The sequence below is a fragment of the Streptomyces sp. NBC_01232 genome (assembly GCF_035989885.1).
Taxonomy (GTDB): Bacteria; Actinomycetota; Actinomycetes; order Streptomycetales; family Streptomycetaceae; genus Streptomyces.
The window spans coordinates 6800966-6815342 of the sequence record NZ_CP108518.1; the positions used below are offsets into that span (position 1 = coordinate 6800966).

Genomic DNA, 14377 nt, shown 5'->3' on the forward strand with positions numbered 1-14377 from the left:
AAGATCGACGCCGTCATACAAGCAGCACCAGTTACCTCTGGGTAACACCCGTGCAGAGACTTTCTGTCCGTAAGACGGCCGTCCGGTGCTCGCATACTTGTCCCATGACGAAGACGGACCCCGCACACCCCGCCGGACCTGCGGCCTCGCGCCGCAACGAACCCGAGCCGCCGCCGCCCGGCGGGGTCCTGTGGACGATCGCCGGAGACGTCCGGGCCCTGCTGATGCTGCCCGCCGCCTTCACCATGCAGGTCGCCCACCCCGCGATCGCGGCCGGTGTCGACGAGTACTCCGTCTTCCGCACCGACCCCTGGGGCCGCGGCGAGCGTTCCCTGCGGTCGGTCCAGCTGTGGGTGTACGGCGGCGAGGAGGCCGCCGAGGAGGGCCGCCGGGTGCGCCGCCTGCACAAGGACATCCAGGGCACCGACACCCGCGGCCGCCGCTACCACTCCCTCGACCCCGCCTGCTACGCCTGGGTGCACGCCACCGGCTTCCCGGTCTACCTGTACGCCGGGCGGTACCTGCTGCGCCGCTTCACCCCCGCCCAGGAACGACAGCTCTACCGGGAGTGGCTCCAGGTCGGCCGGATCCTGGGCCTGCGCGACCGGGACATGCCGCAGAGCATCGAGGAGTACTGGACGTACTGGGGCCGGATGCTGGCCGAGGAGATCGAGCCCACCGCGGTCGCCCGCGAGCTGATCTCCACCGAGGTGAAGCTGCCCCGGCCGGAGGCCGGCTCGCCCGCCGTGCGTCTGCTGCTGCGGCTCACCTGGCCGGTGCTGCGGGCCGCCTTCCTGCGCCTGCGGGCCTTCGTCACCGTCGGCTACATGCCGCCCGAGGCCCGCGCCGCGATCGGGCTGGAGTGGAGCCCCGCCCAGGAGCGCACGCTCCGGCGGTTCAGCGCGGCCGTACGGATCCTCGTACCGCTGCTGCCGGAGCGGCTGCGGTACCTGCCGATCGCCTACCGGGCGCGGGCCGCGTGGCATGCGGGCCGCCGCTGATACGACGCACGCGGCCCCCGCGGGGAGCGGGAGCCGCGTACGGGGTCCGGCCGGCGCGGACTCAGTGCCGGTGGCCGGGCCCGGAGCCGTGCTCGGTGTCGTGGATCGTGTTCGTCTCCGCGATCTTCTTCCAGGACTTGGGCTCCGCCGCGGGCTTCGCCGGGGCGGCCTGCTGCGGCGAGCGGGCCGCGGGCTTGGCAGCCGACGGGTTGAGGGCCGAGGCCGCCGGCTTCCCCGGGGTGTAGAGCCAGGTCTCGAAGAGCTGCGCGAGGGGCTTCTTCGAGACCTTCTCGGCGTACCGGACGAAGTCCCCGACCTTGGCATTGCCGTAGGCCCGCTCGGCCGGCCAGCCCTTCAGGATCTCGAAGAACTTCTCGTCGCCGATCTCGTTGCGCAGCGCCTGCAGGGCGATGGCGCCACGGTCGTAGACGGCTCCGTGGAACTGGTTCTCCGGGCCCGGGTCGCCCGGCTTGACCTGCCAGAACGCGTCCTCGGCCGGGCGCACGGAGTAGGCCCAGTCGGCGAGCTCCTGCGCCGTGCCCTCGCCCTCCTTCTCGGACCACAGCCACTGGCTGTAGCGGGCGAAGCCCTCGTTGATCCAGATGTCCTTCCAGCCCTCGACGGACACGCTGTCGCCGTACCACTGGTGGGCCAGCTCGTGCACGACCACCGAGACGTTGGCCCCGTTGCGGAACTGCCCCGGGCCGTAGAACGGCCGCGTCTGGGTCTCCAGGGCGAAACCGGCGGTCACGTTCGGCACGTAGCCGCCCAGTGCGTTGAAGGGGTACGGACCGAAGACGCCCTCCAGCCATTCGGCGACCTCACCGGTCCGCTCCACGCTCGCGCGCGCCGCGCCCGCGTTGTCGCCGAGGTCCTTGCTGTACGCGTTGAGGATCGGCAGCCCGCTCGCCGTCCTGTCGGTGGTGATGTCGAACTTGCCGACGGCGAGGGTGGCCAGATAGGTCGCCTGCGGCTTGTTGGAGCGCCAGTTGTACCGGGTCCAGCCGAGCCGCGAAGTCTGGGACTGGAGCACGCCATTGCTGATCGCCTGGGTGCCGTCGGGCACGTTGACCGAGATGTCGAAGGTGGCCTTGTCCAGCGGGTGGTCGTTGCTGGGGAACCACCAGACCGCGGAGTCGGGCTCCTGGGCCGCCACCCCGCCGTCGGGCGTGCGCTGCCAGGCCGTCCAGCCGTCCACCTTCAGCTCGGAGGGCTTGCCGGCGTACTTGACGACGACGGACAGCGGGGTGTTGCGCGCCAGCGGCTTCGCCGGGGTGACCTCCAGCTCGTGGGAACCGGACGTGGCGAACTTCGCCTTGACCCCGTTGACCCTGATCTCGCTGACCTGCAGGCCGAAGTCGAGGTTGAAGCGGGAGAGGTCCTGCTTGGCGGTGGCCAGCAGGGTGGCCGTGCCTTCGAGCAGGTCCGTCTTCGGCTGGTACTGCAGGCGCAGGTCGTAGTGCGACACGTCGTATCCGCCGTTGCCGCTGGCCGGGTAGTAGGGATCGCCGATACCCGGGGCGCCCGGACCGGAACTCGCCGCCGACGCCGGGATCACCAGCAGGAGGGAAGCGGCGAGCACGCTCGGGGCGATGACTTTGCGGTGCACGAATGGCTCCAAGTGGTAGGGGAGACAGATCGGTTCACAGACTGGTTCAAGGCCTTGTCGCTCGACCGTATTCACCCTTGGCCGCTCAGGTCATGTCCATGGCCCCTCCTGTCACACGATCGCCATTCGGCCGTCACGGGCCGACCGGCAGCGCCGCGGCGGCGGCGAGGACGCCGAGCGTCGGGTACACCCCGCCGACGACCCGGTGCCGCCGGGCCACGGCCCGTGGCCTGCGGCGCAGCCACCGGCTCGGGGCCCCGCCGACGAAGGCGCAGCCGACGCCGAGGAGGGCGCCGGGGACGAGGGACACCGTGCCCGGCAGTCACAACCGGGCGTGCGGATCGGCCGAATCGGGCCGCACGGACCGCGGGAGGGAGGCCAGGGAGAAGAGGGTCACCTTCGAGCCCCGCCCTACCCGGCATACCAAGCAGTCGGTAGCCTGCCGGGCATGACACTTCCCCTGCTCGCCGCCCGTCGCTGTTGGCATGCTGCGATCAACCCGCTGCACGCGACGATCTACTTCTCACCGGATCTCGCCAAGGAGCTCGCAGCTCTCGGTGTCACGGACCCGGTCGCGGTCAACCTCGCCGGCCGCGCCGCCGCCATGGGCGCCGTCGGCCCCGGCACGGTGACCGCCGCCTTCTACAACTACCGCCACGACCTGCTCGCCCGGCACCTGCCCGCCGTGTGGGACACCGCCACGCCCGAGCAGGTCCTCGCCGCCCGGCTGCGGGCCGCCGACAGCACCCTGCGCCGGCTGCTCGGCCCCGAGACCGTCGACTCGCCGGAGATGGCCGAGGCCGCCGACCTGGCCGTGCGCGCGACCGAGGGCTGCACCCGGCACGCCCGCGCGCTCTACGCGGCCCACGCAGACCTGCCCGTACCCGACGCCCCGCACCTGCGCCTGTGGCACGCCACCACCCTGCTGCGCGAGCACCGCGGCGACGGCCACCTCGCCGCCCTGCTGTTCGCCGGCCTGGACCCGGTGGAGGCCCTGGTCAGCCACACCGCCACCGGCCGCGGCATGACCACGAAGTGGATCAAGGCCACCCGAGGCTGGGAGGAGTCCGACCTGGACGCCGCGACCGGCCGGCTGCGCGAGCGCGGCATCCTCGACGCGGACGGCGGGCTCACCGACGAGGGCAAGGCCGTGCGCGAGCGCCTGGAGGCGGACACCGACCGCCTCGACGCGGCCCCGTACGAGCACCTGGGCGAGCAGGGACTGGCCCGTCTCGCCGAACTCGGCGGCGGCTTCGTCACGAAGGCGGTCGGCGCCGGGGCCTTCCCGCGCGACCTCTTCGGCCGGGCCTGACGGCCGGGTCCGACCGCCGGGGCGGACGGGGCTCCCGCCGTCCGTCACCGCCACCTGCCACAATTGGCAGCCTTCCAGTGCAAACGAAGGCAGGCGGGACCCGATCGTGACGATGTCCATCGAAGGCAGGATCGCCGAGGAGCTCGGCGTACGGGAGCGGCAGGTCAGGGCCGCCGTGGAGCTGCTCGACGGCGGCTCCACCGTGCCGTTCATCGCGCGCTACCGCAAGGAAGCGACCGAGATGCTCGACGACGCCCAGCTGCGCACCCTCGAGGAGCGGCTGCGGTATCTGCGCGAGCTGGAGGACCGCCGTGCGGCGGTCCTGGACTCCGTACGGGAGCAGGGCAAGCTCACCGACGAACTGGCGGCGCGCATCGGCGCGGCCGACACCAAGGCCCGGCTGGAGGACATCTACCTGCCCTTCAAGCCCAAGCGGCGCACCAAGGCGCAGATCGCCCGCGAGGCCGGTCTGGAGCCGCTCGCCGAGGGCCTGCTGGCCGACCCGTCGGTGGAACCGGCCGCCGCCGCGGCCGCCTTCGTCGACGCCGACAAGGGCGTCGCCGACCCGGCGGCCGCCCTGGAGGGCGCCCGGGCCATCCTCACCGAGCGGTTCGGCGAGGACGCGGACCTGATCGGTGAGCTCCGCGAGCGCATGTGGGGCCGGGGCCGGCTCGCGGCGAAGGTCCGGGAGGGCAAGGAGGAGGCGGGCGCCAAGTTCGCCGACTACTTCGACTTCGCCGAGCCGTTCACCGCGCTGCCCTCGCACCGCGTCCTGGCCATGCTGCGCGGCGAGAAGGAGGACGTCCTCGACCTCACGCTGGAGCCGGAGGAGCCGAGCGAGACGCCCGGACCGTCCACGTACGAGGGCATGATCGCCCGCCGCTTCGGGGTGAACGACCGAGGCCGCCCCGGCGACAAGTGGCTGGGCGACACGGTCCGCTGGGCCTGGCGCACGAAGATCCAGGTGCACCTCGGCATCGACCTGCGGATGCGGCTGCGGCAGGCCGCCGAGGACGAGGCCGTACGCGTCTTCGCGTCCAACCTGCGCGACCTGCTGCTCGCGGCCCCCGCCGGCACCCGGGCGACGCTCGGCCTGGACCCCGGTTTCCGTACCGGCGTGAAGGTCGCCGTGGTGGACGCGACCGGCAAGGTCGTGGCCACGGACGTGATCTACCCGCACGTGCCCGCCAACAAGTGGGACGAGTCGCTCGCCAAGCTCGCCCGCCTCGCGAAGGAGCATGCCGTCGAGCTCGTCGCCATCGGCAACGGCACGGCCTCCCGCGAGACCGACAAGCTGGCCGGGGACCTCATCACGCGCCACCCGGAGCTGAACCTCACCAAGGTGATGGTCTCGGAGGCGGGCGCCTCCGTGTACTCGGCCTCCGCCTTCGCCTCGCAGGAACTCCCCGGCATGGACGTGTCGCTGCGCGGCGCGGTCTCCATCGCCCGCCGCCTGCAGGACCCGCTCGCCGAGCTGGTGAAGATCGACCCCAAGTCGATCGGCGTGGGCCAGTACCAGCACGACCTGTCAGAGGTGAAGCTCTCGCGCTCGCTCGACGCGGTCGTCGAGGACTGTGTGAACGGTGTCGGTGTGGACGTCAACACCGCCTCCGCGCCGCTTCTTTCGCGGGTGTCGGGCATCAGCGGGGGCCTCGCCGAGAACATCGTGTCCCACCGTGACGCCAACGGCCCCTTCCGCAGCCGCAAGGGGCTCAAGGACGTGGCCCGGCTCGGCCCGAAGGCGTACGAGCAGTGCGCGGGCTTCCTGCGGATCCGCGGCGGGGACGACCCGCTGGACGCCTCGTCCGTGCACCCCGAGGCCTATCCGGTCGTCCGGGCCATGGGCAGGACGGCGGGCGGCGAGGTGGCGGCCCTGATCGGCAACTCCGGCGTCCTGCGGTCCCTGCGGCCGGAGCAGTTCGTCACGGAGGCCTTCGGTCTGCCCACCGTCACGGACATCCTGCGCGAGCTGGAGAAGCCGGGCCGCGACCCGCGTCCCGCCTTCAAGACGGCCACCTTCAAGGAGGGTGTGGAGAAGATCGGCGACCTGGCCCCCGGGATGATCCTGGAGGGAGTCGTCACCAACGTGGCCGCCTTCGGCGCCTTCATCGACATCGGCGTCCACCAGGACGGGCTGGCGCACGTCTCGGCGCTGTCGAAGAACTTCGTCAAGGACCCCCGGGACGTGGTCAAGCCGGGCGACATCGTCCGGGTGAAGGTCATGGACGTGGACATCCCGCGCAAGCGGATCTCACTGACCCTGCGGCTGGAGGACGAGGCCGGGGCGGAGCGCGGGGCGGGCGCCCCCAGGCAGCGCGACGACCGGCGGGGCGGCGGTGGCGGCGGTGGCCGTCCTCCGCAGCAGCGCGGCGGGGCCGGTGCCCGCGAGGGCGGCCGGAACCAGGGCCAGGGCGGCCAGGGCGGCCAGGGCGGCCAGGGCGGTGGCCAGGGCCGGAACCAGGGCCAGGGCGGCGGCCAGGGCCGGAGGCAGGGCGGCTCCGCCGCTCCCGCCCCCGCCAACAGCGCGATGGCCGACGCCCTGCGCCGCGCGGGACTCACCACCCCCGACGAGCGCCGCAAGCGCTAGGTCCTGGCCTCCTGGGGGCGATCAGGCCGGACCGTCTCGGAGCAGCACCAGGGGGCGTCTTGCAGCCACCCGGCGCGGGAAGTTCTTCGCACCGGGTGGCTGAATAGCTTCCCCACCTGGGGACTTGCCTTGCCAATTCGCGTACAAGATCTGTAGGCATGGTGGAACGCCCGTTCGTCACTCGGCGGACGGGCTTCCGTGTTTTCCCCTCAGGACCGTATTCCCCGAGGCCGCCTCGAAGGCACAGGACGTCATGCCCATGCCCACACACGCCTACCGCCGTTGCCCCGGAAAGGGTCCGAAGAGGGATCACATGCCCCACCGGCAACTCAGCATCCGCAAAAGGTGCGAGCAGATTCTCGGCCATCTGGATCTGACCCACCCGTTCTCCCTCGACGCCCTCTGCCGGCGCATCGCCGAGCGGCGCGGACGCCCCATCGAGCTCCATCCCCTGCCCAAGGAGGCGGCGGAGTCCGGGGTCTGCGGGTTGTGGGTGGGCACGGCCAGCGTCGACTACGTCTTCTACGAGGCGCAGACCACCCCGCTGCACCGGGAGCACATCGTCCTCCACGAGCTCGGCCACATCCTCTTCGGCCACCACTCCCTGGAGGGCGAGGAGACAGACGGGGCCGCCCCCGTCGTGCTCGGGCGCACCAACTACACCACCCGGCAGGAACAGGAGGCGGAGATGCTCGCCAGCATGATCCGCATCCGCACGGCGAACTCCGGCCCGCGGTCCGCGTCCAGCGAGCGCGGCACCCTGGCCCGGCTGGAGTCCGCCATGGGGTACGTGCGGGGCAACGATGTCGGCTGACCTCACCGCCTTCGGCAACTGGCTCGCCGTCCCCGGCGTGGTCTGCCTGTGGGCCGCCGTCCTGCTCCGCGCCCCCGGAGCCCTGCGCTCCCCCCAGCAGCGCGGCCTGTGGCTGGCCGTCGCCACCGCCGCGGCCGCGATGACCCTCAACCTCCCGGACGTCGTCTCGTACGCGATGGAACGCGGCCCGGGCTACGCCCACACCATCGGTCTCGTCCGCAACCTCATCGGGGTGCTGTCGGCGGGCGCCGTCCTCTACTTCGTGGCCGCCACCACCCGCGGCCGCCGGCTCCAGCTCACCGCCTGCACGGCCACCGTGGCCTGGCTCACCGCGCTCCTGGTCCTGGACGCGGCCGCGCCCGCCCACGGCACGCACACCATGCCGCCGGCCGGCGAACCGGTTCCCTCCCTCGCCTACTGGCTGGTGCTGATCTCCGCGCACGTGGTCGCCAACACCGTCTGCGTGGCGCTGTGCTGGCGCTACAGCCGCCGTACCGAGAGCCGGGGCCTGGCCGCCGGACTGCGGCTGTTCGGCCTCGGCACCGCGCTCGCCGGGCTGTTCTGGCTGGCGTACCTGCTCAAGGCCCTGTTCGGCAGCACCTGGGCGATGCCCGCCCTGCCGCTCCTGATGAACCTGCACGGCCTGCTGCGCGCCGCCGCGATCCTCGTGCCCACCCTGTTCACCCTCCGCCGCACCTTCGCCGACATCGTCACCGCCTGGCGGCTGTGGCCGCTGTGGCGCGAACTGGTCGAGGCGGTCCCGCACGTCGCCCTCAACAAGCCGCGGGCCGGCCGGCTGGTGGAACTGCTGTGGCCGCCGGTCCCGCGCAACCTGCTTGTCTACCGCAAGGTCATCGAGACGCGCGACGCGATCCTGATCCTGGGGGAGTACGTCACCCCGGGCGCCCTGGAACACGCCCGCGGCCGGGCCGCCGGGCACGGCATCCCCGAGCAGCGGGCCACCGCCGCCGCGCTGGCCCGCGTACTGCGCGAGGCGCGGCAGGCGAAGCTCGACGGAGCGCCCGGGCAGCCGGGCGAGGCGGCCGCGCTGGAACTGCCCGCCGCGATCCACACCTCGCAGGAGGGCGGGGACCTGGCGGACGAGGCCCGGTTCCTCGTCGACGTCGCCCAGGCGTACGCCGCTCCCGCCACCACAAGGAAGTGAACCCGTCTTGACGACCGCAGCGACCACCGTACTGATCACCGGGGCCAGCGCCGGACTGGGCGCGGCCTTCGCCCGGGGCTTCGCGGCCAAGGGCTGCGACCTGGTCCTCGTCGCCCGCGACAAGGACCGGCTCGACGCCGTCGCCGCCGGACTGGCCCGGGAGTACGGCACCGTGTCCGAAGTGCTGCCCGCCGACCTGCTGGACGCGGCGGACTGCGCCACCGTCGCCGAACGGCTCGCCGACCCGGCCCGGCCCGTGGACATCCTGGTCAACAACGCGGGCTTCGGACTGCCCGCCCCCTTCCCGTACAACCCGGTCGAGGACGAGGAGCGGATGCTCGACCTCCTGGTCAAGGTCCCGCTCCGGCTCACCCACGCGGTGCTGCCGGGTCTGCGCGCGCGCCGCCGGGGCGCCGTCCTCAACGTCTCCTCGGTGGCGGGCCTCCTGCCGACCGGGACCTACGGGGCCGCCAAGGCCTGGATCACCGCCTTCAGCGAGTCGCTCCGGGTGGACATGGCCCCGTACGGGGTCCGCGTGCTGGCCGTGGTCCCCGGCTTCACCCGCACCGAGTTCCAGCAGCGCGCCGGCATGGACGTCAGCGCGCTGCGCGACGCGGTCTGGCTGGAACCGGAGGCCGTGGTCGATCAGGCCCTGAAGGACCTGGCCCTGCGCCGCCCGGTCAGCATCACGGGCCACCGCTACCGCGCCTACGCCCTGGCCGCCCGGCACCTGCCGCGCACGTTCGTGGCCGCAAGGATGGCCCGCAAGCGCCGGGCGCCGGCCGAGTAGCCACGGCCCCGTCCGCCCGGCCCCGGGCGGTCATCCGGAGGCAGCTGGGGGAGCGAGATCCGAAAGCGACGGCCCAGCAGCCGACTGAGGTCGGAAAGGACCCCACATCGATCACGGTAGGGGATCTTCGGTCTTCGGCACCCATGCTCGACACCGATCCTCCGGCTACCCGCTCCTGCCGCCTGCCAGGTCCTGTCGTCGAAGGAGCGCCGCGGGCCAGGCGGGACCTTGACGACAGGACCTAGAGGCGTGTCGCGGTGCGGACGAGGTCGGCGACGGCTCTGGACCTGCTGTGCGGTGGCCAGGCGATGACGGTCGTGACAGCCGGTGCGTCCGGCACCGGCACCGTCGCATGATCGTCGCGCAGGTGGGCTCGGAGGGACTCGGGCACGACCGCGCAGGCCCGTCCGAGCGCGATCAGCTGGAACAGCTGGGTGTGGTCGCGCACCTGCGGGCCGGGTCCGTCCGGATAGCCCCCGCCCCGTCGGGGCCAGCGTGGCAGGGGCAGGTCCGTCAGGGTGGTGACCTCGGCCATCGACATACGGGGTCGGCTCGCCAAGGGGTGCCCCGCGGGCAGGACCACGACCTGCTGTTCGGTGTGCAGGTCCTCGGCGTCGAGTCCGGCCGTCGTGTCGAAGGGCCGCTGGAGCAGGGCAACGTCGGCACGCCCGTCGCGCAGCATCCTTTCCTGCTCGCCGGGCCCGCACAGCATCACCTCGACGGGGACCGCGCCGGGCTCGGCGGCGTAGGCGTCCAGCAGCTTCGACAAGAGTTCGCTGGACGCTCCGGCTTTCGTGGCCAGCACCACACCGGGCAGCTCGGCAGCTGCGCGACGGGTGCGGCGTTCGGCGGCCTCGACCGCGTCGAGCGCGGCCCGGGCCTCCCGCAGAAGCACCGACCCGGCCTCGGTCAGGGCGACCGCGCGAGCAGTGCGGTGCAGCAGAACCACTCCGAGCCGCCGCTCGAGCTGCTGGATCGCCCGCGACAGCGGTGGCTGCGCCATGGCGAGCCGCTGCGCCGCCCGCCCGAAGTGCAACTCCTGCGCGACGGCGACGAAGTATCGCAACTCCCGCGTCTCCACCGCGTCATCGTACCGGCGCTCACCACGACCGATATCCGTGCGGTATCGCCGCCCACCCAGTCGGTCTTGGACGTCCCGCCCGGGTCCGCACCACGCTTGACGACATGAGTGAACAGACGATCGCGCTGGTGACCGGTGCGAACAAAGGAATCGGATACGAGATCGCGGCCGGCCTGGGCGCCCTCGGCTGGCGGATCGGCGTGGGCGCGCGGGATCAACAGCGCCGCGACGCCGCGGTGGAGAAGCTGCGCGCAGCCGGGGCCGATGCGTTCGGCGTGCCGCTCGACGTGGCGGACGACGCAAGTGCGGCCGCCGCGGCCGAGCTGATCGCCGACCGCGCCGGAGGGCTCGACGTCCTGGTCAACAACGCCGCGATCACCGGCGGCATGCCGCAGACGCCCACCACGGTCGATCCCGCGACCGTACGGGTCGTCGTGGAAACCAACGTGATCGGGGTCATCCGCGTCACCAACGCGATGCTGCCCATGCTGCGCGGCTCGGCATCGCCGCGGATCGTGAACATGTCCAGCAGCGTCGGCTCGCTCGCCCTGCAGACCACGCCCGGCATCGACATGGGCCCGGTTCCCACTGCGTACTTGGCGTCCAAGACCTTCCTCAACGCCGTCACCGTCCAATACGCCAAGGAACTGAGCGACACCAGCATCCTGATCAACTCCGGCTGCCCAGGCTTCACCGCCACCGACCTCAACGGCTTCCAGGGCGTCCGCACTCCCCACCAGGGCGCGGCGATCGCGATGCGCCTCGCGACCCTGCCCGACGACGGACCGACCGGCGGATTCTTCGACGACGGCGGAACAGTGCCCTGGTGACGGTGTGCGCGGCCGGGGCCACGCCGGTCGGCCGCCTGATCGGCGCCCTTCCGCATGATCCGGCCGGTGTGGGAAGGGAAAACAAAGCGACCGGAATTGTTGATTCCGAACCTAAATTCCGTTACGGATTCTACTATTCCGATTGGTTTGGAGTGGACATTACTTGTGGGTATGATCTTGGTCGACGCTCCGGTGAGGGTGTCGATATGCAAGTTCACCGCAAAATCAACCTTGGTGGCCCACAGGGCAAGAGGCATTGATCTTTGCTGGTTGTAGCGTTAGCGGGGGCGTTTCGTGTCAGGTCCAGGCTCAGAGTTGACCACTCTGGGTGCAGTTCGTCTTTTCGTCACGGCAATGACCGCCCTGCTTTCCCTGCCGTCCCACGAGGGCTCGGCCGACGCCTTATCGGTGTCCAGCCCCTCCTGTCACGGCCTTCTGTAGTCGCCCACGGCGGGCGTCGCTCCCGGTCTGGCCATGCCAGAGGACTGAGCAGTCCCGAGTTGGTGCGGTCGGCCGTCTTCGCAGGATTCCGCGATACTCGGCTCCACTGCCCGGCCGAGCCCTTTCCGTTCCGTGGCCGGCCTGCTGAGGCATTTACCCGGCTGCCGTCTCACAGGCACGCCCATCGGATCCCGCGGCATCCCGAAAGCGGACCCTTTCGTTGAGTGCACATAATCGACCCCGGCCCAGTCGGGGAGTGTCGTGCTGCCCGCAGATCGACGGAAATCAAGACGCATGGCACGCCCTCGCCTTCTTGAATTCGCAATCAAATGGACGGCGATTTCGGGAACTTGCCAAGATCGTTTTTCCCAGTAAAGTGATGATCAACTTCTGGTTACGGGCCGGGAATTCCTGGCCCATTCTCTGCCATAAGTGCATCCCAAACAAAGGAATGAAATGAACCGAGTCAAGATTGTGGTCACGGGACTCGCGGTGGCTGTTTGCGCCACGGCCGTCGCGACGACCAGCGCGTCTGCGGCACCCAAGAACGAAACCACCGCGGCCGCCTTCCAGGAAGCGTCCACTCAGCCCGACAACGTTGTCGGCGATGGCCGCATCGAGGCCCGCAGCTGGGCCGCCATCGGCCGTGCGGTCGGGGCGGGCGTTGTGGGCAACCTGGCCTATGACGGCGCCAAGAAGGTGTTCGGACACGCTCCGAGGGCTCAGGAGAAGATGTTCCGCCGGGGCGGTGTGCCGACTCAGGCCGACACCGGCGCGGCCAGCATGTCGCGCGCTTTCGACTAATCCCACGACCGCTTGATCACCTCTGTGCGGCGGGCCCTGTCCGGGCCCGCCGCACGGGCTCGCTTGGAGGCGACCGAAACGGTGGAACAGTCAACTCTCGAAAGTGCGCCGCTCGCACACTGGAGCAGACCCAGGAGGGTCGGGCTGCTGGCGGCCGGCGCTGTCATCCCGCTCGTGCTGGCCTTTCATTTCGGCATGACGGCCCTGCATGAAATGCCGTTCAATCCGCTGAAAGAGAAGTACGGCGAAGAAGTCAACGCCTACATGCTGCCGCACTTCGGTCAGGACTGGCATCTGTTTGCGCCGGACCCCGTGGACAGGGACAAGGGCGTGTTGGTGCGGGCCCAGAAGCGTCAGCCGGACGGATCGACCGTCACCACGGAATGGGTGGATGTGACGTCCCCGGGTCTGCTGAAACTCTACGGCGAGCGCTTCTGGCCATCCAGAGAGTTCCGTGTCGGCTCGGGCCTGCCGCAGCTGCTCGAATCCTGGCCCAACCCTGAACTCGAAAAGATGAGAAGCAAGAATCAGGGTCCCCGCGAGCCGGGCAATGAGGAGCAGGAAAAGAACAGAAAGGAAGATCCTCCTCTCACTCCGGACGAGAAGGACGCCCGTGACCAGGCGGCCCTGTTCGCCCAGTCATTCGCGAGCGCCGAGGCCGGCAAGCTGTGGGGTCCCGATCTCGAATATGTGCAGGTCCGGATCGCGACCAACGAGTTTCCCAGATTCTCGCAGCGCTACTCACGTGACGCAAAGGGAAAGATTTCCTACTACGACCTGGATTGGGCGAGGCCGGTTAAGGTGGAGCAGTGACGAAAAAGGAATTCCGAGCCGACGCCCGGTCGAACACTGCGCTTGCCGGCATCAAGGGAATGGTGTACTCCCGGCTCGAGAGCTTCAGCGGCAGCCGGAGCGCGCTCACCGGAGCGGCTCTCACCAGAATCGCGCTGGGGGCCATCGGGTTCTGGTTCTATCTTCGGGACTATTTCCGGCGAAGCTACCTCTGGGGACCGGAAGGAGTGTGGCCCTGGCAGAACTTCACGGCGCCGGAGAGCGATGTCTTCTCCATCTATGAATTCAGCAAGTCCCAGGCGTGGTTCGAGCTGTGCTTCCACGTCGGTGCAGTGATTGCCCTGCTGTTCATGCTGGGATGGAAGACCCGGGCCATGACGTTGTTGCACTATGTATTCCTGTGGTCGCTTCAGCAGAGAAACCCGATGCTGCTCGACGGGGGCGACAACGCGACCGTCATCGTCCTCCTCTTTCTCGTGTTCGCCGACTGTGGTGCCCGATTCTCGCTCGATGCCTCAGTGCGCCGCGGGAAGCAGGTGATGCCCGATACGGAATCGATGCGGTACCGGATCGGATCGCTGCTGCATCACACCGCGCTGCTCGCAGTCGTCCTCCAGGTGTGCACGATCTACCTTGTTTCCGGAATGTACAAGGTTCAGGGAGAGCGCTGGCAGAACGGGACCGCGCTCTATTACATCCTCCGTGTGGGGGAGTTCGGTTGGCCCGGTGTCAATCACATCTTCTACGAGCACGCCACTCTGGTAGTGGCGATGACATACGCGACCGTATTCTTCCAGATCGCCTTCTCGTTCCTTCTTCTGAAGCGCTCCCTGCGGCCCCTCGCTGTCACCGGCGGCATTCTTATGCACCTGGGGATCGCCGTATTCATGAGCGGTCTGCTCACCTTCTCCGCCACCATGATCGCGCTGGAACTGCTCATCATGGGAGACGACCACTACCGCCACCTCGCCCAGAGGATGCGGCAGCTGTTCGGCAGGCGCGAAAGCCTTGAACCTGCGGCCAATGCCGCCTGAGACGAACAAGGTGCCGGGGCCGGCGCCGGGGTCGAGTGCGGCTCGGGAGAAGTGGGCGCGGAGGCCTCGGCATGGGTTCCGCGGCCTGCTCCTGCTGACCGCCATGGTCTTGGTGGC

Annotated in this window: 13 protein-coding genes; 10 read left to right on the forward strand and 3 right to left on the reverse strand. The window is 70.2% G+C overall.

Features of this window, described 5'->3' with window-relative positions:
• Positions 1–104: 104 nt before the first annotated feature.
• Positions 105–1001 carry an oxygenase MpaB family protein gene (locus tag OG444_RS31325; RefSeq protein WP_327265360.1) on the forward strand — a complete coding sequence of 299 codons (897 nt, stop codon included), beginning with the start codon at positions 105–107 and terminating at the stop codon, positions 999–1001.
• Between the two features lie 61 nt (positions 1002–1062).
• Here OG444_RS31325 and OG444_RS31330 read toward each other — a convergent pair whose 3' ends face one another.
• A complete protein-coding gene (locus OG444_RS31330) occupies positions 1063–2610 on the reverse strand; it encodes a M1 family metallopeptidase (RefSeq protein ID WP_327265361.1) in 1548 nt (515 codons plus the stop codon).
• Between the two features lie 133 nt (positions 2611–2743).
• Positions 2744–2920 carry a hypothetical protein gene (locus OG444_RS31335; RefSeq protein ID WP_327265362.1) on the reverse strand — a complete coding sequence of 59 codons (177 nt, stop codon included), beginning with the start codon at positions 2918–2920 and terminating at the stop codon, positions 2744–2746.
• 138 nt (positions 2921–3058) lie between these two features.
• On the opposite strand from OG444_RS31335, the gene OG444_RS31340 reads away from it, so the two are divergent.
• The 5 genes from OG444_RS31340 to OG444_RS31360 all read left to right on the forward strand — a co-directional run bounded on the left by OG444_RS31340 (position 3059) and on the right by OG444_RS31360 (position 9278).
• Positions 3059–3922 (forward strand): SCO6745 family protein, encoded by an 864-nt coding sequence (locus tag OG444_RS31340; RefSeq protein ID WP_327265363.1) that lies wholly within the window; start codon positions 3059–3061, stop codon positions 3920–3922.
• Between the two features lie 106 nt (positions 3923–4028).
• Complete coding sequence (locus tag OG444_RS31345; RefSeq protein WP_327265364.1) at positions 4029–6509, forward strand: Tex family protein; 2481 nt, start codon at positions 4029–4031, stop codon at positions 6507–6509.
• A 313-nt stretch (positions 6510–6822) separates the two neighbouring features.
• Positions 6823–7323 (forward strand): hypothetical protein, encoded by a 501-nt coding sequence (locus tag OG444_RS31350; protein WP_327265365.1) that lies wholly within the window; start codon positions 6823–6825, stop codon positions 7321–7323.
• The gene (locus OG444_RS31355; protein WP_327265366.1) at positions 7313–8488 is read left to right on the forward strand and encodes an MAB_1171c family putative transporter; all 1176 of its coding nucleotides are present in this window, start codon (positions 7313–7315) and stop codon (positions 8486–8488) included. Before OG444_RS31350 ends, OG444_RS31355 begins: the two co-directional genes overlap by 11 nt.
• 7 nt (positions 8489–8495) lie before the next feature.
• Positions 8496–9278 carry an SDR family NAD(P)-dependent oxidoreductase gene (locus OG444_RS31360; protein WP_327265367.1) on the forward strand — a complete coding sequence of 261 codons (783 nt, stop codon included), beginning with the start codon at positions 8496–8498 and terminating at the stop codon, positions 9276–9278.
• 241 nt (positions 9279–9519) lie between these two features.
• On the opposite strand, the gene OG444_RS31365 is transcribed toward OG444_RS31360, so the two are convergent.
• A complete protein-coding gene (locus tag OG444_RS31365) occupies positions 9520–10359 on the reverse strand; it encodes a LysR family transcriptional regulator (protein WP_327265368.1) in 840 nt (279 codons plus the stop codon).
• Positions 10360–10463: 104 nt separating this feature from the next.
• Here OG444_RS31365 and OG444_RS31370 point away from each other — a divergent pair, with 104 nt between their 5' ends.
• The 4 genes from OG444_RS31370 (at position 10464) to OG444_RS31385 (ending at position 14260) form a co-directional block, all read left to right on the forward strand.
• Positions 10464–11189 carry an SDR family NAD(P)-dependent oxidoreductase gene (locus OG444_RS31370; protein WP_327265369.1) on the forward strand — a complete coding sequence of 242 codons (726 nt, stop codon included), beginning with the start codon at positions 10464–10466 and terminating at the stop codon, positions 11187–11189.
• A gap of 897 nt (positions 11190–12086) precedes the next feature.
• Positions 12087–12434, forward strand: coding sequence for a hypothetical protein (locus tag OG444_RS31375; RefSeq protein WP_327265370.1), 348 nt, complete (start codon positions 12087–12089; stop codon positions 12432–12434).
• Positions 12435–12497: 63 nt separating this feature from the next.
• Positions 12498–13247: a DUF5819 family protein gene (locus tag OG444_RS31380; protein ID WP_327265371.1), complete on the forward strand. Its 750-nt coding sequence runs from the start codon at positions 12498–12500 to the stop codon at positions 13245–13247.
• Positions 13244–14260, forward strand: coding sequence for an HTTM domain-containing protein (locus OG444_RS31385; protein WP_327265372.1), 1017 nt, complete (start codon positions 13244–13246; stop codon positions 14258–14260). Before OG444_RS31380 ends, OG444_RS31385 begins: the two co-directional genes overlap by 4 nt.
• Positions 14261–14377: the final 117 nt, after the last annotated feature.

Bases quoted from the DNA above. Each gene is read 5' to 3' on its own strand.
- OG444_RS31355 (WP_327265366.1), top strand. From the start codon at position 7,313: ATGTCGGCTGACCTCACCGCCTTCGGCAACTGGCTCGCCGTCCCCGGC.
- OG444_RS31325 (WP_327265360.1), top strand. From the start codon at position 105: ATGACGAAGACGGACCCCGCACACCCCGCCGGACCTGCGGCCTCGCGC.
- OG444_RS31340 (WP_327265363.1), top strand. From the start codon at position 3,059: ATGACACTTCCCCTGCTCGCCGCCCGTCGCTGTTGGCATGCTGCGATC.
- OG444_RS31370 (WP_327265369.1), top strand. From the start codon at position 10,464: ATGAGTGAACAGACGATCGCGCTGGTGACCGGTGCGAACAAAGGAATC.
- OG444_RS31375 (WP_327265370.1), top strand. From the start codon at position 12,087: ATGAACCGAGTCAAGATTGTGGTCACGGGACTCGCGGTGGCTGTTTGC.
- OG444_RS31350 (WP_327265365.1), top strand. From the start codon at position 6,823: ATGCCCCACCGGCAACTCAGCATCCGCAAAAGGTGCGAGCAGATTCTC.